The sequence below is a fragment of the Cupriavidus sp. 2TAF22 genome, from assembly GCF_052115045.1.
Taxonomy (GTDB): domain Bacteria; phylum Pseudomonadota; class Gammaproteobacteria; order Burkholderiales; family Burkholderiaceae; genus Cupriavidus.
The window spans coordinates 1-1,134 of the sequence record NZ_JBFRFX010000115.1 but is presented as its reverse complement, the minus strand read 5'-3'; the positions used below and the strand labels follow the sequence as shown (position 1 = coordinate 1,134).

Sequence of the window (1,134 nt, the reverse complement as noted above, 5' to 3'; positions counted from 1 at the left end):
GCCCATCACCCTTCCGCTGTGGCTGGGCTGGCTGCTGATCAACGCGTTTCCCGACAGCGTGGAAGCATGCATCCAGTACAACGTGCCCTACACGCCCTTTCCCACGGACATCGACGAGTTGTGCGGCATGGCATCGCCGCAGGTGAACGTCGATGCCTAGCATCATGGGGACCACACCATCCGCACCTTTAGGCTGCTGCTTCTTCAGCGCCTCCATCGATCCTGCCAAGCCGGAGCCAGTGGGGACGCGACAGTGAAAGAGGAAACCATCAGGCGACTTCCGCCCAGCCTGCGTCTGGGCGGCACACCGCTCTATCGGAACCACGCCACCAGCGAGCCGCCCAAACCCGATGGCGTGCGTCGCGTCAATGATCAGTGCGTCGAACTGGAGACCTATGCGAATTTCACGCGGACCAGTACAGCGAGCTTTATTGGCATGTCAGTCGTTGTAGCGATCATAGGCTCACTATTCAGTTTCTGGGCAATTGGTATGGAGGCCCTAACGGCGAAGGACATCGTCTACACCGCTTTGTGTAGCTTGCCTGTGTTAGCGTTTGGATTTTGCTTCTACTTTGCCAGCGGCGCGCATCGCACCCGTGGCGCCTTCATCCGCATTCATCGCGGCACGCGCAAACTCTATTTCATTTTCCCCGGCAAAGAGCGCCTGCACGTGCTCGACTGGAACCAACTCGAAGCCCTGGCCGGCTACATCCCCATCGTGTCTGCCAGTGGCTATGCCAGCCGGCATCCGCTGTACCTGATCGGGGTCGATTACACGATGGACCCGTCGACCGAAATCTGCGCGGCCTGCGGCAACCTGGGTCTGTTCGACGGCGATCGCTCGGCCAAATCATTGTGGTCCTACCTGCAAGCCTTCATGGCCCATGGCCCTGCGGCGTTGCCCGAACCGCCGCCGCTACCGCGCCGACCCAACCGGAAACAGGCCACACTGCAACCCTACCGCGACTGGTACGCCGGCCTGCGTCGCACGCTGGCCAAGCCGCACGGCATGTTGTGGGTGCCCATCACCCTTCCGCTGTGGCTGGGCTGGCTGCTGATCAACGCGTTTCCCGACAGCGTGGAAGCATGCATCCAGTACAACGTGCCCTACACGCCCTTTCCCACGGACATCGA

Annotated in this window: 1 protein-coding gene; it reads left to right on the top strand. The window is 61.1% G+C overall.

The features are described 5' to 3' along the window. Nucleotides 1-253: 253 nt before the first annotated feature. Nucleotides 254-1,134 (top strand): DUF6708 domain-containing protein (locus tag AB4Z48_RS40430; RefSeq protein ID WP_441624510.1); only part of this gene is annotated, 881 nt, incomplete at its 3' end.